The 22155-nt window shown below is 64.9% G+C and carries 21 protein-coding genes and 1 tRNA gene; 12 read left to right on the top strand and 10 right to left on the bottom strand.

Going from position 1 to position 22155, the window contains the following annotated elements; genetic code table 11:
* Window positions 1–90: 90 nt before the first annotated feature.
* From NSO95_RS03695 to NSO95_RS03685, 3 genes are all read right to left on the bottom strand, one after another.
* Window positions 91–381, bottom strand: a complete 291-nt coding sequence (locus NSO95_RS03695) for a hypothetical protein (RefSeq protein WP_257594807.1) — start codon at window positions 379–381, stop codon at window positions 91–93.
* 193 nt (window positions 382–574) lie between these two features.
* Complete coding sequence (locus NSO95_RS03690; RefSeq protein WP_257594806.1) at window positions 575–1207, bottom strand: Ig-like domain-containing protein; 633 nt, start codon at window positions 1205–1207, stop codon at window positions 575–577.
* A gap of 426 nt (window positions 1208–1633) precedes the next feature.
* Window positions 1634–1723: transfer RNA gene (locus tag NSO95_RS03685), tRNA-Ser, on the bottom strand.
* Window positions 1724–1954: 231 nt separating this feature from the next.
* Between NSO95_RS03685 and NSO95_RS03680 the strand changes: the two genes are divergently transcribed.
* Window positions 1955–2977 carry a peptidylprolyl isomerase gene (locus tag NSO95_RS03680; RefSeq protein WP_257594805.1) on the top strand — a complete coding sequence of 341 codons (1023 nt, stop codon included), beginning with the start codon at window positions 1955–1957 and terminating at the stop codon, window positions 2975–2977.
* 126 nt (window positions 2978–3103) lie between these two features.
* Window positions 3104–3418: a DUF1905 domain-containing protein gene (locus NSO95_RS03675; RefSeq protein ID WP_257594804.1), complete on the top strand. Its 315-nt coding sequence runs from the start codon at window positions 3104–3106 to the stop codon at window positions 3416–3418.
* A gap of 108 nt (window positions 3419–3526) precedes the next feature.
* On the opposite strand, the gene NSO95_RS03670 is transcribed toward NSO95_RS03675, so the two are convergent.
* The 5 genes from NSO95_RS03670 to NSO95_RS03650 all read right to left on the bottom strand — a co-directional run bounded on the left by NSO95_RS03670 (window position 3527) and on the right by NSO95_RS03650 (window position 9243).
* Window positions 3527–3922, bottom strand: coding sequence for a VOC family protein (locus NSO95_RS03670; RefSeq protein ID WP_257594803.1), 396 nt, complete (start codon window positions 3920–3922; stop codon window positions 3527–3529).
* Window positions 3894–5984, bottom strand: coding sequence for a RelA/SpoT family protein (locus NSO95_RS03665; protein ID WP_257594802.1), 2091 nt, complete (start codon window positions 5982–5984; stop codon window positions 3894–3896). Before NSO95_RS03665 ends, NSO95_RS03670 begins: the two co-directional genes overlap by 29 nt.
* A 46-nt stretch (window positions 5985–6030) precedes the next feature.
* The gene (locus NSO95_RS03660) at window positions 6031–6567 is read right to left on the bottom strand and encodes an MFS transporter (RefSeq protein WP_257594801.1); all 537 of its coding nucleotides are present in this window, start codon (window positions 6565–6567) and stop codon (window positions 6031–6033) included.
* Complete coding sequence (locus NSO95_RS03655) at window positions 6489–7232, bottom strand: MFS transporter (protein WP_257594800.1); 744 nt, start codon at window positions 7230–7232, stop codon at window positions 6489–6491. Before NSO95_RS03655 ends, NSO95_RS03660 begins: the two co-directional genes overlap by 79 nt.
* A gap of 109 nt (window positions 7233–7341) precedes the next feature.
* Entirely contained in the window at window positions 7342–9243 is a 1902-nt protein-coding gene (locus tag NSO95_RS03650; protein ID WP_257594799.1) for a M1 family metallopeptidase, read from the bottom strand.
* Window positions 9244–9404: 161 nt separating this feature from the next.
* Here NSO95_RS03650 and NSO95_RS03645 point away from each other — a divergent pair, with 161 nt between their 5' ends.
* The gene (locus NSO95_RS03645; protein ID WP_257594798.1) at window positions 9405–9818 is read left to right on the top strand and encodes a PilZ domain-containing protein; all 414 of its coding nucleotides are present in this window, start codon (window positions 9405–9407) and stop codon (window positions 9816–9818) included.
* Between the two features lie 15 nt (window positions 9819–9833).
* On the opposite strand, the gene hemF is transcribed toward NSO95_RS03645, so the two are convergent.
* On the bottom strand, window positions 9834–10691 hold the full coding sequence (gene hemF / locus NSO95_RS03640; protein WP_257594797.1) for an oxygen-dependent coproporphyrinogen oxidase: 858 nt from the start codon (window positions 10689–10691) through the stop codon (window positions 9834–9836).
* Between the two features lie 44 nt (window positions 10692–10735).
* On the opposite strand from hemF, the gene pdeM reads away from it, so the two are divergent.
* From pdeM to NSO95_RS03595, 9 genes are all read left to right on the top strand, one after another.
* Window positions 10736–11428, top strand: a complete 693-nt coding sequence (pdeM, locus tag NSO95_RS03635) for a ligase-associated DNA damage response endonuclease PdeM (RefSeq protein ID WP_257594796.1) — start codon at window positions 10736–10738, stop codon at window positions 11426–11428.
* A 140-nt stretch (window positions 11429–11568) separates the two neighbouring features.
* Window positions 11569–12087, top strand: a complete 519-nt coding sequence (gene infC, locus NSO95_RS03630; RefSeq protein WP_257595355.1) for a translation initiation factor IF-3 — start codon at window positions 11569–11571, stop codon at window positions 12085–12087.
* A gap of 233 nt (window positions 12088–12320) precedes the next feature.
* Window positions 12321–13475 (top strand): DUF547 domain-containing protein, encoded by a 1155-nt coding sequence (locus NSO95_RS03625; RefSeq protein ID WP_257594795.1) that lies wholly within the window; start codon window positions 12321–12323, stop codon window positions 13473–13475.
* Between the two features lie 282 nt (window positions 13476–13757).
* Window positions 13758–15002 (top strand): NRAMP family divalent metal transporter, encoded by a 1245-nt coding sequence (locus NSO95_RS03620; RefSeq protein ID WP_257594794.1) that lies wholly within the window; start codon window positions 13758–13760, stop codon window positions 15000–15002.
* A 52-nt stretch (window positions 15003–15054) separates the two neighbouring features.
* Complete coding sequence (locus tag NSO95_RS03615) at window positions 15055–16467, top strand: SLC13 family permease (RefSeq protein ID WP_257594793.1); 1413 nt, start codon at window positions 15055–15057, stop codon at window positions 16465–16467.
* A 164-nt stretch (window positions 16468–16631) separates the two neighbouring features.
* Window positions 16632–17951: a cystathionine gamma-synthase family protein gene (locus NSO95_RS03610; protein WP_257594792.1), complete on the top strand. Its 1320-nt coding sequence runs from the start codon at window positions 16632–16634 to the stop codon at window positions 17949–17951.
* A gap of 244 nt (window positions 17952–18195) precedes the next feature.
* A complete protein-coding gene (locus NSO95_RS03605) occupies window positions 18196–19077 on the top strand; it encodes an ATP-grasp domain-containing protein (protein ID WP_257594791.1) in 882 nt (293 codons plus the stop codon).
* Window positions 19078–19088: 11 nt separating this feature from the next.
* The gene (gene purT / locus NSO95_RS03600) at window positions 19089–20264 is read left to right on the top strand and encodes a formate-dependent phosphoribosylglycinamide formyltransferase (protein ID WP_257594790.1); all 1176 of its coding nucleotides are present in this window, start codon (window positions 19089–19091) and stop codon (window positions 20262–20264) included.
* A gap of 2 nt (window positions 20265–20266) precedes the next feature.
* Entirely contained in the window at window positions 20267–21034 is a 768-nt protein-coding gene (locus NSO95_RS03595; RefSeq protein WP_257594789.1) for an SDR family NAD(P)-dependent oxidoreductase, read from the top strand.
* 84 nt (window positions 21035–21118) lie between these two features.
* On the opposite strand, the gene NSO95_RS03590 is transcribed toward NSO95_RS03595, so the two are convergent.
* The gene (locus NSO95_RS03590; RefSeq protein WP_257594788.1) at window positions 21119–22141 is read right to left on the bottom strand and encodes a hypothetical protein; all 1023 of its coding nucleotides are present in this window, start codon (window positions 22139–22141) and stop codon (window positions 21119–21121) included.
* Window positions 22142–22155 lie beyond the last annotated feature (14 nt).

The following is a 22155-nucleotide window of genomic DNA, read 5'->3' as shown; positions in this document are numbered from 1 at the left end:
TCGGCGCGACCTGCGCTACTGCAGCCAGCGGCCAGGCGAAGGCCGGAGTGGCAAGTAATGCCAGCCGAACGGTCAGATTGCGCGAGACTATCACCCCCGGTCCCTTCCGTTCCACGGCCCCTCGACCGCTTCCGCCATCGCGCAGAGCACCGCAGGCCGCTCACCATAGGTTTGCTCGAGCCGGTCCTGGTCCGCCCGGCCGCCCTCGCTCGCCTGACTGCAGATTTGGCTACGCCAGCTTTTGCGCGCGTCGGCCCGGGCAAAGTCGGTCGCGGCGCAATCGACGCGGGCGAAGCCCTTGGCCTCGAGGTTCGGCACCGCACGGGCAACTGTCAGGATCAGGAAGGGCTTGCCCCGGCGCTCGGGCGCGACGTGGGCCACAATCCCAATAGCTCCAACCATGCACGCCGGTTCGGTGGCCGACGATGCGGATTGCGAAGGATCCTGGGCCACGACCGGAGCATGCGCGAGAAGGACCCCGATCATTGCAGGAGCGAGGAAGTCGGGAAGAGTTACATTCAAGTTCATTCGGGTCTGCTCCCGGCTGGCTTGGCTGGATACGAAGGGCGCTTGGCTAATCAGGTGGTAGGTCGCCCGAGCAGGACTCGGTCGAGGCAGTCAGCGTTGCCGTATCGGTCGCACCAAGCGAATCAGCGACCGTGTAGGTGAAGCTCGTATTGGTCCAGGTGGTGGGCCCGAAGAAGATCTCGATATGGGCCGATGAGATGATACTTGCGATGGAGTCGCCGCCCGACCCGGGACTCAGCGAAACCAGGCTCAGCGGATAGTTCGGCTCAGGGTCGGTATCGTTCAGCAGCACATTGATCACTGTCCAGCCGTTGCATATGCCCGACACACTGTCGTCTTGCGCATTGGGCGGACTGTTGGACGGAGTTGGAGTCGGAGTTGGTGTAGGAGTGGGCGTAGGTGTCGGGGTGGGAGTAGGAGTAGGAGTAGGAGTAGGAGTAGGTGTCGAAGTGCCGGAGGTACAAGTTGCCAGACTGCCGTCGGCGCTCGCCATGTAATCTGTTCGATTGCCCGCTTTGTCGTAGCAGATCGAGTGCTTGTCGCCGTTGTTCTGACCACCGGAAACTTCGACCTTAACCAAACGACCGAGCGCATCATAGGCGTAGGTTTCGGTACTCTGCTGCTGTGCTGACGCAGGCGCGCTTACAGCAAGATACGCCGACACAGCGACCAGGCTCATCGCTGTCGAGCGAAGCAAACGACCCAAAATAGACTGCACGAATCCCCCTCGAAACACCCACAATGCATCTGCGCTTTGAATTGATTTCTCGCAAGTACGGCCGAATCTTGTTGGTACTCTTTGCAGATTTTTCTTTTCGAGTGGAGATGAATATCGAAGAATTTGCTCCAATTGGGAGCAGAGTGAATCGCTCGTTGTTCAGCTTCGCTTGCGCGCGAGCAGGGTGTCGATGACACCTGGGTCAGCCTGGTGGTCGAGCCCATCTTTCTGTGGTCCGCCCTGGAAGAAGAGGAACTTGGTGGCGACCGGCCTGACCATCTCGAGGCCAGACGGTCCGTCTCCAGCACTCGAGATTGGCTTAAAATGCCGCAGAGCCGCGCAGTATTCGGCCAAGTTTTCTGATATGTCCCAGATACTTAAACCGGGTGGCGGAGCGGGTGGGATTCGAACCCACGATACGGGTTACCGTATACACACTTTCCAGGCGTGCGCCTTCGACCACTCGGCCACCGCTCCGCGCTCCTGGCTGGCAGGAAGCGCGGCCTCTAGCGGCGAACGGGGGCAATCGCAAGGCGGGTTGCAGCAAACTGCTTCGCGCGACTCGCCGCTTCGTGCTAGCCACAGCCATGACGGTGACGCTGCGCGGATGGGCATCCCCTGCGAACGTCACCGCCAGTGCCCCTTTCCGCCCCCGAAAACGCGCGGAAAGGGGTTTTTATTGATTGCGAGCCGTGGCACCTTCGGCCGATGATCAAGCCTCTGGTTTCGCTCGCCGCCGCACTGGCCCTCGCCGCACCTGCCCTTGCGCAGGAGGAGCCGAAGGGAGAGCCCTCGCCTAACGAGATCGTCGCTGCAGCGCCGCAATCGGACTGGGTGGCGATCCCGCAGGAAGACCTGCTGGTGATGACCCTCGCCCCGGACGTCGAGGGTAATGAGCGCAAGGTGGTCATCCAGCTGATGCCCGCGCCGTTCAGCCAGGGCTGGGTGAGCAACATCCGCACCCTCGCCCGCGCCGGGTGGTACGACAACATCAGCGTCAACCGGGTGCAGGACAACTACGTCGTCCAGTGGGGCGATCCCAATTATGACAATCCGGAGGCGACGGGCGAGCCGAAGCTGCTGCCCGAGGGACTACAGGTGATGGAGGAGAGCGGATACACCGTCGATACACAGACGATGTTCGACGCGCTGGGCCTCGCCGACAAACCGCTTCGGCGTCTCCTCAACCGGGATCCATACGGCCTCGGCTCGTTCGCGCTCGGATGGCCGGTCGGGCTGAGGGAAGCGGTTGGCCCCGACGGGGACCTCGCCGACGACTTGGGCAGTCCGCTGGCGACCGGATTTGCGGCTGCGCACTGCTACGGCATGGTCGGCGTCGGTCGCGGGTACTCGCCGGACACGGGCTCGGGCGCGGAACTCTACACGGTGATCGGCCATGCGCCGCGGCATCTCGACCGCAATATCGCGCTGGTCGGGCGGGTGATCGAAGGGATGGAGCACCTCTCCAGCCTGCCGCGCGGCAAGGGCGATCTGGGCTTCTATGCCGAGGACGAGTTCGACAAGCGCACCCCGATCCTGACGGTGCGGGTGGCGAGCGATTTGCCTGCGGTCGAGCAACCGAAGTTCGAGTATCTCTCGACCGAGAGCGAGCCCTTCGCCCGCTACGCCGATGCCCGCGCAAACCGGCGCGATCCGTTTTTCATCGTGCCGGCAGGCGGCGCGGATATCTGCAATATCCCGGTCCCGGTGCGGCGGGCGGCTTCCCAGTAGCTTCCCTCTGACCCGTCATTGCGAGTAGGCGAAGCCGACGCGGCAATCCATGGAGTGGTCCGGCAATCCTCGCGCGATGGCGTTTTGGCGCATCATGGATTGCCGCGCTCCCTTCGGTCGCTCGCAATGACGGAGAGGCTGCAAACAGGCGCTGTCCTGCAACGCTGGCAGGGCGAGCGCGGCACCTATCACCTCGTCACCATCGGCGGCGAGACGGCAGAGGCGATCGGCATGCACGAGCGGCTGCGCCGGCTCGAATTCGGTGCGCGGCGCGGGTTCGGCTCGGTCAAGGTCACCGCGCGGATCGGCGGGACGCGGTGGAAGACCTCGGTCTTTCCCTCGAAGACCGGCGAGTGGTGGCTGCTGGTCGGCAAGAAAGTGCTGCGCGCGGAGGATCTGGCTGAGGGGGATGCGTTGAATCTAACTCTCGAGCTTTACTAACTCTACCGTCACCCCGGGCTCGACCCGGGGTCCCGCTGCCTTTGGCGCTGTGCCTGAAGAAAAGCGGGACCCCGGATCAAGGCCGGGGCGACGATAGCCTTGTCGCGATCAAACCCGCTGCATCAGCTCGATCCGGTTGCCGAAGGGATCGGCGATGTCGCCGCGGCGATAGCCTGCCAGCGGCTTGCCCGGCGCAAACGGCACGCCCGCCTGCTCAAGCCGAGTGACAAGCGAGGGCAGGTCGTCCACCAGCAGCGCCGGATGCGCGCACAGCGCAGGCGCGAAGTCGCGCTCGACCCCGCAGTGGATATGCACCCCGCCGCCGGCGAACCAGCAGCCGCCGTTGGTCGCGAGATGCGCGGGCTTGGGTTCTTCCTCCAGCCCCATCACGCCGACCCAGAACCGCCGCGCGGCCTCCTCCCCGCCATGCGGCATGGCGAGCTGGACATGGTCGATCCCGATCACGCCCATCCGGTCAGACCCGTTCGGCCTGCGCCACCGCATCGCTCGCGCGCAGGGCGCTGAGGATGCGGGTGAGGTGCGCGAGGTCCTGCACCTCCAAGTCCACCTCGTAGACGGTGAAGGGATGCTCGGTCTGCGACTGGACCAGCGAGCGGATGTTGGCGAGGTTCTGCGCGAAAATGCCCGCCATTTCGGCGAGCGAGCCGGGCCGGTCGTAGAGCGTCGCGCGCAGCTTCCCCACCGCGCCGACCGAGCGGGTGCCCCAGCTTAGATCGAGCCAGTCGGCGTCGATCCCGCTCGCCAGTTCGAGGCAGTCGATCGCATGGACCTCGACCCCCTCGCCCGGTTTGCGCAGGCCGACGATCCGGTCGCCCGGCACCGGGTGGCAGCATTCGGCGAGCTGGAACCCGACCCCGGCGGTCAGCCCGCGGATCGAGATCGCCTGCTCCTGCTTCGACCATTCGGCGGGCTGCTCCATTTCCGCGGTGCAGCCGGGCACCAGCGCCTCCATCACCTCGCGGTCCTCGATCTTGGCCGCGCCGATGGCGTACATCAGGTCTTCCTCGTCCTCCATCTCGAGCCGCCTGACCGCCTCGCGGGTCGCCTTCTTGCCGATCTTGGCCGGCACGCGCAGCGCGATCTCGTCGAACATCTTCTTGCCGATCTCGGCCACCTCGGCGCGTTCCTTCAGCCGCACCGCGCGGCGGATCGCGGCGCGCGCCTTGCCGGTGACGACGAAGCCGAGCCAGCTCAGCTGCGGTTCGGCGGTCTTGCCCTTGATGATCTCGACCACGTCGCCGTTCCCCAGCGGGGTGCGCAGCGGCATGTGCCGCCCGTTGATCTTCGCGCCGACGGTCTGCGCGCCCAGTTCGCTGTGCACGGCGAAGGCGAAATCGACCGGGGTCGAGCCCTTGGGCAGCTGGAACAGCGATCCCTTGGGGGTGAAGGCGAAAATCCGGTCCTGGTAAATTGCCAGCCTGGTGTGTTCGAGCAGTTCTTCGGCATCGTGGCTCGCGTCGACGATCTCGATCAGGTCGCGCAGCCAGCCGACCTGCCCGTCGGGCCGGTCGCCCTGCTTGTAGGCCCAGTGCGCGGCGAGTCCGAACTCGTTGGTGCGGTGCATCTCGCGGGTGCGGACCTGCACCTCCACCCGCATCGAATTCTCGTAGATCAGCGCGGTATGGAGGCTGCGATAGCCGTTGGTCTTGGGCGTCGAGATATAGTCCTTGAACCGCCCGGGAATGAACTGCCAGACCTGGTGCAGCACGCCCAGCGCGAGATAGCAGTCGGATTCGCTCTCGGTGATCACGCGGAAGGCCATGATGTCGGTCACCTGGTCGAACGGCAGGTGGCGCTCGGCCATCTTTTTCCAGATCGAATAGGGGTGCTTCTCGCGCCCGGTTACCTCGACCTTGAGCCCGGCCGCCGCCAGCGCCTGCTTGATCGCCAGCGCAATGGCATCGACCTGCCCGCCGTCCTGCCGCCGGATCTGTTCGAGCCGCCCGGTGATCGTCCGATAGGCGTCGGGCTCGAGCTGTTCGAACGCGAGCAGCTGCATCTCGCGCATGTATTCGTACATACCGACACGCTCGGCGAGCGGGGCGTAGATATCCATCGTCTCGCGCGCGATGCGCTGGCGCTTTTCGGGCGACTTGATGAAATGCAGCGTGCGCATGTTGTGCAGCCGGTCGCCCAGCTTGACCAGCAGCACGCGGATATCCTCACTCATCGCCAGCAGGAACTTGCGCAGGTTCTCCGCCGCGCGCTCGTTCTCGGGCATGGCCTCGATCTTGCTGAGCTTGGTCACCCCGTCGACCAGCCGCGCGACGTCCACGCCGAACAGCGCCTCGACTTCCTCGATCGTCGCCAGCGTATCCTCGACCGTGTCGTGGAGCAGCGCGGTGATGATGGTTTCCTGGTCGAGCTTGAGGTCGGTCATCAGCCCCGCAACCTCGACCGGATGCGAGAAATAGGGATCGCCCGAAGCCCGCTTCTGCGTGCCGTGCTTCTGCACCGTGTAGACATAGGCACGGTTGAGCAGCGCCTCGTCGGCGTCCGGATCATATTCCTTGACCCGTTCAACTAGTTCGTACTGGCGGAGCATCGGGTAAAATGTGCGGGCCAGCGCGACTTATTGCAACGCAAAAAACCTAGGGCGAGGCATGGCGGCGCAATGTTGCTGCCAGCACGACGACGGCGACGAGCATGAGCGCGGCAGACAGGGCGAAGGGCGCGCCGGGCATATAGAGCCCGATATCGTCCGCATAGGCACCGAACACCCCGGTCATAATCGGCGGCCCGAGGATCGACGTCAGGCTGATCGTGCTGGCGATCGAGCCCTGCAACTCCCCCTGCGCGTCCTCCGGAATGCGCTGCGTCATCAATTGCTGCATTGCGGGGAAGCACATTCCCGCCACCGACCCGATCACCATGCCCAGCACGACGACATTGGTGGTCGGCGCGAAAGCAAGAACGAGGAACGACGGCACTGCGAAACACAGGCTGGCTATCGCCGTGCGTACGGCTCCGAAGCGCGCAATTGCCCGCCCGCTGAGGAAGCCTTGCGCGATAGCGAGAAGCACGCCGTAGAAGGCAATCGTCGCCCCAATCACAAAGGGGGTCCAGCCGAACTTCGCGGTCCCATAGTACGCCCAGACAGAAATCTGCGATTGCGCGGCGAGCTGCATGAAAAAATTGCCGTCAGGCACCCGATCACCAGCGGAACCTGCGCCATCTGGACAATCGATCCGAACGGATTGGCGCGCAGGAAATCGAATGCCCGGCGCTTGCTCTCGGGGAGGGTCTCGCGAAAGCAGAGCAGCCCCAACCCGACACCGATGAAACACATGACGGCTGCGGCGACGAATGGGAGGCGATCACCGAATTGTCCGATGAAGCCGCCGATTGCCGGGCCAAGCACGAAGCCCGAAGCCCCTGCACCGCCGAGCAGCCCGAAGGCGGCCCCGCGCCGATCAGCCGGAATGGAGTCCGCAATGCAGCTGTTCGCCGCGGCCCAGCTCGCCCCCATGATGCCCGACACGATGCGCCCTGCAAACAGCCATGCGAGCGTCGGCGCCCAGGCCATCACCGCATAGTCGACACCGAGCAGCGCCAGCGTCACCAGCAGCACCGGGCGGCGTCCGAAGCGGTCGCTCAGCCCGCCGATCACCGGCGAGAAGAGGAACTGCATCAAGGCGTAGGAGAACAGCAGCCAGCCGCCGATCTCTGCCGCACGGTCGATCCCGACATCGCCGAGATTGCCGATCAACGACGGCATGACCGGCATGATCAGGCCGATACCCGCCATGTCGATGAACATGATGAACGCCAGGACCAGAAGATTGCGATTCATCGGTCGACCCACCCCCCGGCGGCCTGCGATAGGTTCTCAAATAGCTATAGCGAAACCGAAAACTCGGGCTGCGCGATTTATCGTCGCAGGTGCGCCCCGCCGGTCACACTCAACTCGACGTCCTGCCCATCACCTTGTCCACCGCACCCTGCGTCACCGAGTGGTAACTGTCGCGCGTCTCGGCGTAGGTCCGTTTGGCTATCATCTGGCCCCACGCCCCTTCACCCCACAGCGTGGTGAACAGCGGGCGGACGAATTTGGCGCGGCCAACCATGGCGAGGAATTGCTCGGTCTGTGGCACGGCGGCTTCGTACTGGTTGGCCATCGCGAGGTCGAGCCACAGGAACAGCTCCTCGTTGTTCCTGTTCGCCGACAGCTTGAGCGCCTCGTCCAGCGCGGCCAGCTCGGCATTGTCGAGCTCGCGCGGCAGCTTGGCGAGGAAGCGCTGGCGCTCGGCCGACGACCAGCCGGCCCATGCCTTCTCGTCCAGCGTGCGATTGTCGGCAAAGGCCTTGGCCGCCGCGTCGACCTCGGCAAAGGCCTTGGGATCGGGCTTGTAGACATTGTCCGGCAGGCCGGGCTCGAAGATCCATTCGCGCAGTTTCAGCCGTTCGGCCTCTTCGGGGCTTTCGACCAGGTTCTTCATCATGTCGTCGAGGATCATCTTGCTCGTCGCGGGCTGGAAGGCGTGGTTGTCGAACCACTGGCGCAGCCAGGCGTCGAACCGCTCGCGGCCGACTTCGTGTTCGACCGTGCGCAGGAAGAACGAACCCTTGTCATAGGCGATCGCGCTGCCGACCAGCTCCTCGCCGGTGCTTTCGGTGTGGAGCGCGGTGCCCGGCGCATCGGCGCCGACTTCGGCCAGCGTGGTCTCGATATTGGCGTAAGACAGCGCGGCTTCCTGCTCGGCGCGCTCTTTGCCGTAGACCTGCTCGACGATGCGGTTCTCGAAATAGGAGGTCACACCTTCGTTGAGCCAGCCGTCGCCCCACACCGCGTTGGTGACGAGGTTGCCCGACCAGCTGTGCGCCAGTTCATGCGCGACGAGACCGGTCAGGCTCTTGTCGCCCGCGATGAAGGTGGGGGTGAGGAAGGTCATCACCGGGTTTTCCATCCCGCCATAGGGAAAGGACGGCGGCAGCACGATCATGTCGTACCGGCCCCAGCGGTAGGGGCCGTAGAGTTCCTCCGCCGCATCGATCATCTTCTCGGTGTCGGTCAGCTCGGCCGCGGCCGCCTCGATCATTGCCGGTTCGGACCACACGCCGCTGCGCGGGCCGAGCTCCCTGAACACGATATCGCCTGCCGCGATGGCGATGAGGTAGGGCGCGACCGGCTTGTCCATTTCGAAGGTGAAAGCGCGCCGCTTCTTACCATCCTGGCCGCCTTCGACCGCTTCTGGATCGCCCTGCGAAAGTCCCGACATGACCACGGTCAGTTCCTCCGGCGCGGTGATCCGCGCGGACCAGGTCTGGCGGATACCCGGGCTGTCTTGCGTCGGGATCCAGGTGCGGTTGAGCGTCGCCTGCCCCTGGCTGAACAGATAGGGCTGCTTGCCGCCGGCGGTCTGCTCGGGGCTGAGCCATTGCAGCGCGGCGGCATCGCTCGCCGAATAGGCGATGGTAACCTCGCGCGCATCACCCATGGTAATGGTCAGCGGCGCGCCCTTGCCTTCGACCTCCTCGCCCACTTCGTATTCGAGCGGCTTGCCCTCGCCGTCGGTCACGCTGGCGATATCGAGCCCGTCGTTGTCGAGGATCACCTGCTCGACGCCCGGTTTTGCAATCAGGTCGAGCATCGCGGTGCCCGAAACCTTCTTTCCGGTGAAATCGAGGTCGAGGTCGAGATCGACATTGACCACCCTCGCCTCGAGCGGCTTGGCGAAGGTCTGGTTGTCGACCGCCTCGGGCGTATCGAGCACCGGTGCAACCTTGAGCGCTTCGGGATCGCCGGCCTCGGGCACGTCGCAGGCGGCGAGCAGGAGGAGCGGAAGAATTAGGGCGCGGCGCATTGGGTGGACTCCGTGTCTCCGGTGAAGGCGGGCTGGCCGGACCGGCGGATACGCCGGGTCCGAGCGGGAACGAGCGATATGGTCGCTCCGTTCCCCGATATGTAAAGCTACGCATCCGGCGGTCAACCTGCCTGTGACCATGAACCCGATATGCCGGATCAATGACTTCGTTCGGCAACGCCTTGTCCGAAACTCCTCATCGCCGCGAGCGAAGTCGGCTTGCGACCCATCTCCCCGCGCGTGTCACCACCTTGCACGAGACACGGACCGCGACCTTGGTCGACATTTCCCTGACCGGCGCTCGCCTGCTCGCACCGTCCGACCTCGCGATCTTTCGCGGCATCGGTCTGGGATGCGACGTACTGCTCGAATGGAGCGGGTTCGAGGCTTTCGGCACAATCGTGTGGTCGAGCGCGGGGCGATGGGACGGGGAATTGGGCATGGCCTTCGATCGCATGATCGCTTCGACCGTGCTGATAGCAACGCGGGACATGCAAGACGAGTATGTCCGCCTGGGAGGGACTGGACATGACCTCCGCGAATCGGCGCGCAACTGGGTCGAGGGATCGCGCTAGGGTCCTGACTCAAACTCAACTCCACACCGCTTCGGGCGGCAGGCTCATCAGGATGGCGTCGATATTGCCGCCGGTCTTGAGGCCGAACAGCGTGCCCCGGTCGTACACCAGATTGAACTCGGCATAGCGCCCGCGCCATTCGAGCTGGGTCAGCTTGTCTTCCGGGGTGAACTCGCTTTCCATCCGGCGGCGCACCAGCCTGGGATAGATGTCGAGAAAGGCGCGCCCGACATCCTGCGTGAAGGCGAGATTGCGCTCGAAAGCCGCGTCATCGGCACACTCGAGATGGTCGTAGAATATCCCGCCGACCCCGCGATGCACCCCACGATGGGGGATAAAGAAATAGTCGTCGGCCCACTTTTTGAACCGTTCGTAGTAGGTCGGGTTGTGACCCGCGCAGGCAGCGCGGAAGGCGGCGTGGAAATCGCCGGTGTCTTCCTCATAGGGGATCGGCGGATTGAGGTCCGCCCCGCCACCGAACCATGCCTTGCCGGTGGTCAGGAAGCGGGTGTTCATATGCACCGCAGGGACGTGCGGATTGGCCATATGCGCAACCAGGCTGATGCCGGTGGCGGTGAAGCCGGGATTGTCCGCGCTCGCGCCATTCACCTGCCCGGCGAATTCGGGCGAGAAATTGCCTTTCACGGTCGAGACATTGACCCCGACCTTTTCGAACACCTTGCCCTTCATCAGGCCCTGCACCCCGCCGCCGGGATCGGGATTGCCCTCCTCCTCGCGGTCCCACGGGGTGTATTGGAACGCGGCATCGGATCCGGCCTCGCGCTCGATCGCCTCGAAGGCGGCGCAGATATCGTCGCGCAGGCTTTCGAACCAGTGCTTCGCGCGGGCGGTGTGGTCTTGCAGATCGGTCATGCCGCACTCTTGCCAAGGCACGGGCGCTGCGGCAAGGGGGAGCGATGGTTCCCCTTTCGTTCGCAGGCGAGGAATTCGCCCTCCTGCGCAACAATGCGCTCTACTGGCCGCGCGAGAACGCGCTGCTGGTAGCAGACCTGCATCTGGAAAAGGGCAGCTTCTTCGCACGTCACGGGCAGATGATCCCGCCCTATGATTCGCGCGAGACGCTCGGGCGGATCGCCGAGGCGATCGGCGCAACGGGCGCGCGCCGGGTCTATACGCTGGGGGACAATTTCCACGACAGCGAGGGCTCCGCCCGGCTGGAGGATCATGCCGCCGGGATGCTCAGCGCGCTGACCCGGGCGACCGACTGGGTGTGGATCACCGGCAATCACGATCCCGAGATGGAGATCCGCCACGGCGGCACTCTGGCGACCGAACTGGAGATCGCCGGGCTGGTGCTGCGCCACGAAGCCAAGCGCGGCGAGACACGGCCCGAACTTTCCGGACATTTCCACCCCCGGCTGAAGCTCAAGCTGCGCGACCGGCACGTGCGCCGGGCCTGCGCGGTGATCGCACATGGCGCCCCCGGTTCCGGCCGGATGATCCTCCCCGCCTTCGGCACCTACACCGGTGGGATGGATGCGGGCGACCCGGCGATCGTTCGCGCGATGCAGCCCGCAGCCGCGATCGACGCGATGGTGCACGCCGGGGCGCGGCTGGCGACTTTTCCCCTGTGGCGGCAGGCGGCGTAGCGAAAACTCAACAGCGCCGAAGATTCGCGTGATTGTCCGCGTGGAATCGCTGGCCTTTGCCCGGCGCAATCCCTACATAGCCGCCTCCAACCGAGGCAATAACAGGAGTCTGCCCCATAGCCCGTCCACCCCGGCGCACGCTGCAACCGCCCGTCAAGAGCGGTCCGCGCTACGACAATCTCATCCAGAGCGACAAGGTGCGCGTGATCGATCACGAAGGCGAAAACCTTGGCGTGATGTACACCAGAGAAGCGATCGAACAGGCCAACGAACTCGGCCTCAATCTCGTCGAAGTGTCCCCCAACGCGGACCCGCCGGTGTGCAAGTTCCTCGACGTCGGCAAGCACCGCTTCGAGGCCCAGAAAAAGGCCAACGCCGCACGCAAGACGCAAAAGACGCAGGAGATCAAGGAGATCAAGATGCGTCCGAATATCGACACGCACGATTACGACGTGAAGATGCGCAATGTGAACAAGTTCCTCGAACACGGCGACAAGGTGAAGATTACCCTGCGTTTCCGTGGGCGCGAAATGGCGCACCAGGAACTGGGCATGAACCTGCTCAAGCGGGTGCAGGACGATGTCGATGAAATCGCCAAGGTCGAAGCGTTCCCGCGGCTCGAAGGCCGCCAGATGCTGATGGTGCTGGCCCCTAAATAGCGCGCGCTTCGTCCAAGGATTGATGAGGAGGGCCGCCACAGGGCGGCCCGTTCTCCTTCCCTTTCCCACCCGCAGACCGGCAATTCTTCCCCTGCCAGGTCGACCAACGGCATACTTGGTTCTGCAAGTTGAATTGCCGCGCCAACAGCGCCGATGTATTTCGTTCACCGTGCGCAAACTTCTGCGCAGTTTTTTTCTGCGGCCATAATGACGGCGCCATCCGGAGTAACGCAATGATTGGTCGCACCTCCTGCCTGCTAGCAATCGCTCTGGCATCAGCCTCTGTCTGCGTCCATCCCGCAGCTGCCGCTGCCCAGGAAGTCGCCACACCGGCCGCACCGATTGCGAAATTCGTCCCCCGTCCGTCTGGCGCCGCGACCAAGTTCGATTTCGAGCATTGGGACAAGGCGTTGCGGTTCTTCGTACTCGACCAAGGGCCGTCACTCCGCCAAGTAGCCACACAACCACAGGCCAGCATTGGCACGCGGCTCACCTACGGGCAGAAATCGCAATACCGGCTCGAAGGTAACCGGGTGACGTTCTCGATGCTCGACAAGGACGTGATCCAGACCCTCACCGAGTATCGCAAGGACCTCGAGCGGATCGGGACCGAGATCGATATTGCCAGCCTGCCGCGCAACGAGCAGCTGGCATACTGGATCAACCTGCACAACGTAGCGGTAATCGAACAGATCGCGCAGAATTACCCGGTCCGGTGGCCCGAACGGCTGATGATTGACGGCGTGAAGATGGATGATGCGCGATTCCTCAACGTCGCCGGGGTAGCGCTCAGCCCGAAAGATATTCGCACACGTATCGTCTATCCCAACTGGACGGATGGACGCGTGATCTACGGCTTTTTTCGCGGAGAGATCGGCGGCCCCTCGATCCAGTCGGGGGCCTATACGGGCGACAATGTGGCGAACTTGCTCAATTTTTCAGGCAACGAATTCGTCAATTCTCTGCGGGGTGTCCAGTCGCGAGGCGACGCCTTGTGGGTTTCGCAAATCTACGAGGAAGCGCGGCCGTTCTATTTCAAGAACTGGGAAGCTGACCTGCGCGCACATCTTGATCGTTTTGCCGAGGAACCGGTGCAGAAAATCTTGGCCGAGACGCGGGGGGTCGATGCGAGCCTCTACGAAGCCGACATTGCCGATCTCGCCGGAGGCGAGAGCGAACCGTTCTATAGCAACGTCGAGAGCTGTGCTGCTGCGCCCGGTGGCGGGCTGGGCGACTGTTCGCCAGTCGAGACCCGAATCCCGCTCAACGTCCAGCGCGCCGTCCAGGAACGCAACGCCAAGATCAACGAACTGATCAAGGAACGGCGCCTGGGCCGCGTGACGATCGGCGATGTTGGGCCGGACGGGAAGCCCGCCGAAGTCGAATAGCCCCTTTCAGCCCGTGAGACTGCGGTAACGGCGACCGGTCCGGGTATTGGGCATGCCATCGGCGGCTACGCTTGGGATCTAGGTTCTCGACAGACGGCGACTGAGGCGCTCGGTGGTGTGCGAGGGGAACGGGTCTGGGCGCGCAGCGCATCGGGACGGTGATCTTCATCGGGATCGACCTGCCGGGCGAGAACTACCAGCCCGAAGTGGTCGAATAGGCCGCATCGGGCTATCGCCATAGGCTGCATTCCCGGCTAACTCCCCTGCAAGGGGGGATGGGTCATGGCCGGATCGCGATCGCATTACTGGCGCACGCTGGGGCCGGGCCTGCTGTTCTCGGGCGCGGCGGTCGGCGTGTCCCACCTTGTCCAGTCGACCCGCGCGGGCGCGCTGTTCGGGCTGGCGCTGGCGGGGATCATCATCCTCATCAATGTGCTCAAATACCCCGCCTTCCGTTTCGGGGTCGATTACGGCCACGCCACCAAGCGCAGCCTGCTGGCCGGATATCGCGAGCTCGGCCTGTGGGCACCGGTGCTGTTCCTGCTGGTCATCGTGCCGGTCACACCGATCGTGGTCGCCGCAATCGGCGCGACGACCGCCGGGCTGATCGGGGCACTGACCGGGGTTACGCTGTCGGTGCCGGTGCTGGCCGGGCTGGTCATCGCAGCGACCGTGGTGCTCATCATCGCCGGAGGATACGGCTGGCTCGACGCGGTCAACCGGGTACTGATGGCGTTCCTCATCGTCGCGACCGTGGCGACGACCGTGCTGGTCCTGCCGAGGGTTGAATGGGCGACGCTGGGCGACTTCGGCTGGGCGGCGGACCCCGCAGCGATCCTGTTCCTCGTCGCGCTGGCGGGGTTCATGCCCAACCCGCTCGATGTGTCGATCCCGCAGTCGATCTGGACCATCGAGGCGGAGACGCGCAACCCCGATGGCAGGGCGGTGACCCTGCCCGAAGCGCGGCTCGGTTTCCTCAGCGGCTATGTGCTGAGCGCAGTGTTGGCGGTGTGCTTCTGCATCATGGGCGCCGGCGTGATGCATGCCAATGCGGTCGAGCCTGCCTCCGACGCGGTTGGCTTCGCAACGCAGGTGGTCGGGCTTTACCGCGAAACGCTAGGCGAAGTTCCCGCACTTCTGGCCGCCATTTCCGCGCTGGCAGTCATGCTGACAACGATATTCGCCGCCTTCGACGCCTATGGCCGCGCCTTCACTTCGGCCTACTCGGAGATCGCCGATCAGCGTGATCCGGGCAGGCTGCGCAGGGTCTACATCGCGATCGTGCTGGCCATCGCTGTGTCCGCGCTCTCGGCGATCCTGTTCCTGCTGGCGGACTTCAAGTCCTTCGTTGACCTTGCCACATCGGTCGCTTTCCTGTCCGCGCCGATCATCGCGACGCTCAACCATATGGTCGTGACCCGCTGCGCGCTGCCCGACGAAGCTCGGCCGGGCGCGGCGATGCGCCTGCTCAACCTCATCGCCATCGTCCTGATGAGCGCGCTCGCGGCAAGCTATTTCATCCTGTGAATGCCGGTTCACCCGGTCTAACCTGCCAGCGCAAAGGGAGTTACGGACAGCGGTGACCGCACAACGCATCGGCCTCATAATCGGCTTGCTCGGCCTGGCCGCAGGCATTTTCCTGCCCCCGCCCGGCGGGATGGAGCGCGAGGCATTTGTCGTCGCCGGGCTCGTCGTGCTGATGGCGGCGTGGTGGATGACCGAGGCGATCCCGCTCACCGCCACGGCGCTGATGCCCTTCGTGGTGCTCCCCTTTGCCGGGGTGCTCAACGCCAAGGAAACCGCCAGCGCCTATTACGAGCCGATCCTGTTCCTGCTGCTCGGCGGGGCGTTCATCGCGCTGGCGATCGAGCGGACCGGGCTGCACCGGCGGCTGAGCCTCGCGATCCTCAAGGCCGTGGGCAGCGGCGGCGGGCAGGCGCGGTTGCTGCTCGCCTTCATGCTGAGCGCCGGGGTGCTCTCGATGCTGATCTCCAACACCTCGACCGCGCTGATCATGATGCCGATGGCGGCGGCGGTGCTGGTTGGCGGCGGGCTGAAAGCGGAGGCGCACGAGGGCCTCGCCGGGGCCTTGCCGATGGGGATCGCCTTTGCCGCCAGCATCGGCGGGCTGGGCACCATAGTCGGTTCGCCGACCAACGGGATCGCGGTCGCGCTGCTCGACGAGATGGCGGGGCACCGCATCACCTTCCTCGAATGGATGGCCTACGGGGTGCCGCTGGTCATCGTCGGTGTCCCGCTCGCGGCCTTCATTGTCGCGCGGGTCCAGCGGGTGGCCGAGCATCCGTTCGATGTCGCCGCCGCTCGCGCATCGATCGAGGATCACGCGCCTTGGACTGTGCCCGAAAAGCGTCTGCTGCCGGTGATCGCGATCACCTTCCTTCTCTGGACCACCCAGCTGTGGGTCGCTCCGCTGCTGCCCGAACGGAGCTGGGAAGACGGAACCATCGCCATCCTCGCCAGTCTCGCGCTGTTCCTGCTACCCGACGGCACCGGCCGCCCGCTGCTCAAGTGGCAGGAGGCCGACCGCGCGCCGTGGGGCGTGATCATGATGTTCGGCGGCGGGCTGGCGCTCGCTGCGGGGATGCAGGCCTCGGGCCTTGCCCAATGGCTCGGGCAGGCGCTGCTGCCGCTCGAGGCCTTCCCGCTGATCGTGGTCGCGCTGGCCGTAACCGCGATGGTGGTGCTGATCACCGAATTCGCCAGCAATGTCGCGACCGCGAGCGGGATCATCCCGGTGGTCGCGAGCCTGGTGGTGGCACTGGGGGTCGACCCGGTGCTGCTCGCCATGCCCGCCGCGCTCGCCGCCAGCTGGGGCTTCATGCTGCCTGCCGGAACCGGCCCCAACGCCATCGCCTGGTCGACCGGCCGCATCCGCATCGGCAGCATGGTGCGCGCCGGGTTCTTGCTCGATATCGTGGGGATTTTCCTGATCGTCGGGCTGGTGTGGGCCGTGGCGAGTGTGGTGGGATAATTTGAGCTGCAACCGGTTGCGGCGCTCGCCTCGCAGCGGTATCTGGCGCTCCATCATCCGGCCCCGGGTGGAGAAGCGTTGCTGCGGAGGTTAGCAACGGGTGCCACCGGCGGTCTTGCCAGCTCCTGCCTTCCTGGGAGCGTGCAATATGGAAGGCCGCCCGCATGACGGACGCAACCGACGCAGTCACCACCCTGACCCCCCGCCGCAACCCCAAGCCCGAAGCCAAAACCATTAACGGCCGCGAACTGAAGCCCAGCACGCTGATGATGGGCCATGGCTACGACCCGGTGCTGTCCGAAGGTTCGCTCAAGGCCCCGATCTTCCTCACCAGCACCTTCGCGTTCGAGAATTCGGCTGCAGGCAAGCGCCATTTCGAAGGCATCACCGGAAAGCGCCCGGGCGGCGCAGAGGGGCTGGTCTATTCGCGCTTCAACGGGCCGAACCAGGAAATCCTCGAAGATCGCCTGTCGATCTGGGACGGGGCGGAGGACGCGCTCAGCTTCTCCAGCGGCATGACCGCGATCACCGTGATGCTGCTCGCCTATTGCAACCAGGGCGACGTGATCGTCCATTCCGGCCCGCTCTATGCCGCGACCGAAGGCTTCATCGCCAAGGTGCTGAGCAAATACGGCGTGACCTATCTCGACTTCGCCGCCGGCGCGACGCGCGCGGAGATCGACGCGGTGCTTGCCGCCGCGAAGGAGAAGGCCGCACGTCAGGGCGGCAAGGTGGCGATGGTCTATCTCGAAAGCCCCGCCAACCCGACCAACGCGCTGGTCGATGTCGAGGCGGTCAAGGCCTCGCGCGATGCGATCCTCGACGCGGAGGTCACCCCGATCGCGATCGACAACACCTTCCTCGGCCCGCTGTGGGCGCGCCCGCTGGACCAGGGCGCGGACATCGTAGTCTATTCGCTAACGAAGTATGTCGGCGGCCACTCGGATCTGGTCGCGGGCAGCATTGCGGGGGCCAAGCGCTGGATGGACCCGGTGCGCGCGCTGCGCAACACGATGGGCGGGATTACCGACCCCAACACCGCGTGGATGCTGATGCGCAGCCTCGAGACGGTCGAGCTGCGGATGGAGCGCGCAGGGAAGAACGCGGAGAAGGTCTGCGCCTTCCTGCGCGATCACCCCAAGGTCGAAGGGATCGGCTATCTCGGCTTCATCACCGATCCGCGCCAGCAAGACATTTTCGACCGGCATTGCAGCGGTGCGGGCAGCACCTTCTCGCTGTTCGTGAAGGGCGGCGAGGACGCGGCGTTCCGCTTCCTCGATAATCTCAAGATCGCCAAGCTGGCGGTCAGCCTCGGCGGGACCGAAACGCTGGCCAGCTGCCCGGCGGCTATGACGCATCTCTCGGTGCCGGACGAGCGCAAGGCGCAGCTGGGCATAACGCCCAATTTGGTGCGCATCAGCATCGGCATCGAGGACCCGGACGACCTGATCGCCGACTTCGCACAGGCGCTCGACGCTGTGTGAGCAGCGCCGCGCATCCTGAGGAGCGAGGACGCATGTCCGAGCGTCTCGAAGGGTCCTTCGAGACAGCCCCTCTGCCTGCGGCTTCGGGCCTTCCTCAGGATGAGCGGGAATGGCGGGTAGGGCTTGGCGGATACGTCAACTCCCTCGTCGCCCCGGACTTGATCCGGGGTCCCGCTATTTGGCGGCCTGGCGCTTCGCTTCATAAGCAAGCGGGACCCCGGCTCGGGGGCCGGGGTGACGGAGCGTGACGAAGATCGGCTTCCTCGCCTGCCCCGGCACACTGCCCGGGTCGCCGGTTCGCCGGGCTGATGCATTCGAGCATGACGAGCAGGTTGCGGCACTGCGGGCAGGCTTCGGCCCGGCGGGGCTCGAACTGGTCGAGATCGACTGGCACGCCCCGCTCGAAACGCTTGCCGCCTATCCTCTCGTATTGCTCGGCACGGTGTGGGACTATCACGACCACGAGGCTTCGTTTCTCGCGAAGATGGAGGCGCTGGCGGCGCGCGGGGTGCAGGTGTGCAACCCCGCCGAACTGGTGCGGTGGAATATCGACAAGGCCTACCTGCGCGAACTGGCGGCGGCCGGCGCGCAGACCATCCCGACGCTGTGGCCCGACGACCCGACCGGCGCGGACATTGCCGCCGCCTTCGACCATTTCGGCTGTACGCAGCTCGTCATCAAACGCCGCGTAGGCGCAGGCGCGGAGGGGCAGCTGATGGTCACCCGCGGCACCGCCCCGCCCGCCGATTGGCGCTACGGCCACCGCGCCATGGTCCAGCCGTTCCTCCCCGCAATCGTCGCGGAGGGCGAGACCAGCTTCGTCTTTATCGACGGGCACTTCGGCCACGCGATCCGCAAGACCGCCGCGCCGGGCGATTACCGCATCCAGTCGATCTATGGCGGGCGCGAGCAAGCGGTCGACCCGCTGCCGAGCGAAGTCGCCGCTGCCGCAGCCGTGGTCCGCGCGATCCCCGGCGAGGCGCCGCTCTACGCCCGGATCGACATGATCCGGCACGACGGGGCACTGGCGGTGATGGAGGCGGAGATGATAGAGCCCTTCCTCTACCCCGCGCAGGGGCCGCAGCTCGGGCAACGCATGGCCGAGGCGGTGCTGCGCCGCCTATAGGACGCAAACGCATGGCCCATACCGCGAAAATCCTCCTCCTCGGATCGGGCGAGCTGGGCCGCGAATTCGTCATCTCGGCCAAGCGGCTGGGGGCCTATGTGATCGCCTGCGACAGCTATGCGCAGGCCCCCGCGATGCAGCTGGCGGACGCGGCAGAGGTCTTCTCCATGCTCGACGGCGAGGCGCTGCGCGCAGTGATCCACAAGCACTGCCCCGACTATATCGTGCCCGAGGTCGAGGCAATCCGCACCGAGGTGCTGGCCGAAGTCGAAGCCGAGGGCTTCACCGTCGTCCCCTCTGCCCGCGCAACGCAGATGACCATGAACCGCGACGCGATCCGCGATGTCGCCGCGCTCGAACTGGGGCTCAACACCTCGCGCTATCGCTATGCGGAAAGCCTCGCGGAGGTGCTGGCGGGCGCGGAGCACACCGGCCTGCCCTGCGTGATCAAGCCGGTGATGTCGTCGAGCGGCAAGGGCCAGAGCACGGTGCGCGAGGCGGGCGAGCTGGAGGCGGCGTGGACCTACGCGGTCGACAACATGCGCGGCGACCGCAGGCGGGTGATCGTCGAGCAGTTCGTCGATTTCGACTACGAGATCACCTTGCTGACCGTACGACATAGAGGCGGCGTGACCTTCTGCCCGCCGATCGGCCACCGGCAGGAACGCGGCGATTACCAGGAAAGCTGGCAACCGACCCCGATGTCCGCCGCCGCGATCGCTGCAGCGCAGGACATGGCCCGCAAGGTGGTCGACGATCTGGGCGGCTACGGGCTGTTCGGGGTCGAGTTCTTCGTTGCCAAAGGAGAAAACAACACCGAGGAAGTGATCTTCTCCGAGCTCAGCCCCCGCCCGCACGACACCGGCATGGTCACGCTGGTGAGCCAGAACCTCAGCGAGTTCGACCTCCACGCGCGCGCGATCCTGGGGCTGCCGATCCCGCCCGAACTGCGCGCCCGCCCGGCGGCGAGCGCGGTGATCCTCGCCGACCGGGCGAGCGACACCGTCGGCTACTCCGGCCTTGCCGAAGCGATGGCGAACGGGAGCGAGATCCGCATCTTCGCCAAGCCGGTCACCCGTCCGTATCGCCGCATGGGGGTGGCGCTGGCGACGGCGGACGATACCGACACCGCGCGCAAGCTCGCCGCCGAAGCGGCCGGTAAAGTGCAAATTCACTACGGAGAATGAACATGGCGACCAGCAAACCCGTGTTCCTCGTGATCGGCGCCGGCGCGGGGATCGGCGGCCACGCCGCGCAGCGTTTCGCGGCGGGCGGATACCACGCGGTGCTCGCGCGCCGCTCGGACGAGGAGGGCTTGCAGCGGCTGGTCGATGCCATTTCCGATGCCGGAGGCGAGGCGAGCGGGCGGCTGCTAGATGCCTCGCTGCCCGACACGATCGAGGAGCTGGTCGAGGATGTCGAGCGCAGCATCGGGCCGGTCGAGGTCGCGCTGTTCAATCTGGGCGCGCAGATCGGCAACCGCTCACTGGCCGACACCACCGACCGGATGTTCGAGCTCGGCTGGCGGCTGGCGACCTACGCCCCCTTCCGCCTCGCCCGCGCGCTGATGCCGCGCATGGCCGAGAGGGGCCAAGGTACGCTCATCGTCACCAGCGCCACCGCCGCGGTGCGCGGCAATGCCGGCCAGCACAGCCACGCCGCGGCGATGGGAGGACGGCGGATGCTGTGCCAGACCCTCAACGCCGAATTCGCCCCGCAAGGCGTGCACGTCGCGCATGTCGTCATCGACGGCCCGGTCGATGCGCCCGACACGCTGGGCAAGATGCTGGGCGAGAAGTTCGACGCCTTCAAGGCGCACAAGGGCCAAGACGGGTTGCTTGATCCGGCAGCGGTCGCGGACACCTACTGGCACCTCGCCCATCAACCCCGCAGCGCGTGGACACACGAGCTGGATATGCGGCCATGGACTGATGTGCCATGGTGGAATGATAATTGAGCAGGAACACGACCGTCAATTTTGTACAGTATGATGCGATACGTCCAATTTCGGGATGGAATTCGAACAGTTGGTTCAGTTTGCTTACTTTACCCGTTCAACAATAAATGCGGCTTTTGAACGAATGCAGGCGGATCGATCATTCAAGAATGGCTCTGCCAGAGCGACGAGCTCCGTATCGTCCGAAGCACGGTCCATTATTGCTTCAAGCGCCACCTTGCGCACAGCAGTTGAGCAATCCTGAAGGCCGCTGCGAATGGCTTCGGAGCGATCAGAATGGATAGTCAGAGCCCGCTGCTGGACATGTGGTCGCCAACCGATGATTCCCATCGGCTTATCGATCCAGAAACGCTGCCTTGACCCGTCGGTTGAGCGAGCAAAGCCATATGCGAGGGCTTGTAAAGCGACGGCACGTACCCCCGGAATTTTCGCCTCCGATGCGAGGATTTTGAGGTAGGGGTCGATCCATTCGTACCGAAGTAGATATCGCAGCCAAGAAGGTAGGGGGCCGTCTCGTTGCATGAGCAGCTGAGCCACGATCTCTGCAGCCACCTCTGGGCGAGCAAGGAGCGCATCCATTGACTGTCGCTGAGCGTCTGACCAACGCCGCCAAGTTGACCTAGGCCCTGCCGTCTCAAGAAAAAACTCGGCTAGCACGTCGGGGCTAGTGGACGGCAGGCACCGATCCATACAGGCTTTGGCACTAGCCCGCACCTGATCAACCCAATCGTTCCTGCGCCACGCCAAGGCGGCGACCAAGAAGGCATTGGAGATGGGTCCTGATATTCTCTCGAGGGCAGCCTGCCGCAGGAATCCGTTTTTGTGGAACAGAAAGAGATACGCCAGCCCGGGCACCTCGTCTAGCAGATCCCGATCGGCCCTTTTGCCAAAGACGTTGCGCTCAAACCAGCTTAGCTTTCGAGACCAGCTCCACAGCCTCGCGGCCGAGGCAATCGCTCCATCTGCATCAGCAATGGATGCCGGACTTTGATCCCCCGTCGCTGCAATGAAATCGACAATCGGCTTCGCAAGATCGGTCCTTGCTTCGCGCGCTGCCGAGTATCGCTCGATTGCGGCAAGCAGAAGTGGCGAAAGAACCTTTGGCATTTTTAGTGCTTAGT

Source organism: Parerythrobacter lacustris, assembly GCF_024626475.1.
Lineage (GTDB): Bacteria > Pseudomonadota > Alphaproteobacteria > Sphingomonadales > Sphingomonadaceae > Parerythrobacter_A > Parerythrobacter_A lacustris.
This window is presented reverse-complemented; position numbering and strand designations above follow the sequence as displayed.